The 482-nt window shown below is 60.6% G+C and carries 1 protein-coding gene; it reads left to right on the top strand.

The genetic code is table 11. The annotated features are described in order from the left end of the window. On the top strand, positions 1-474 hold a 474-nt coding region (locus FHS09_RS19265), incomplete at its 5' end, for an EF-Tu C-terminal domain-related protein (RefSeq protein WP_246395143.1). Positions 475-482 lie beyond the last annotated feature (8 nt).

Raw genomic sequence — 482 nt, 5'->3', positions numbered from 1 at the left:
AAGACCGGCGACGAAATTGAAATCGTCGGCATCAAGGAAACCACCACCACCACCTGTACCGGTGTGGAAATGTTCCGCAAGCTGCTCGACGAAGGCCGTGCTGGCGAGAACATCGGCGCCCTGCTGCGCGGCACCAAGCGCGACGAAGTAGAGCGTGGCCAGGTACTGGCCAAGCCGGGCTCCATCACCCCGCACACCAAGTTCGAAGCGGAAGTGTATGTCCTGTCCAAAGACGAAGGCGGCCGTCACACCCCCTTCTTCAAAGGCTACCGTCCACAGTTCTACTTCCGCACCACCGACGTCACCGGCGCCTGTGAGTTGCCGGAAGGTACCGAGATGGTGATGCCGGGTGACAATATCCAGATGACCGTGACCCTGATTGCCCCGATCGCCATGGAAGAAGGCCTGCGCTTCGCGATCCGCGAAGGCGGCCGTACCGTTGGTGCTGGCGTGGTAGCCAAGATCATCGAGTAAGCTGTGCT

Source organism: Microbulbifer rhizosphaerae (assembly GCF_014191725.1).
Classification (GTDB): Bacteria; Pseudomonadota; Gammaproteobacteria; order Pseudomonadales; family Cellvibrionaceae; genus Microbulbifer; species Microbulbifer rhizosphaerae.
This window is presented reverse-complemented; position numbering and strand designations above follow the sequence as displayed.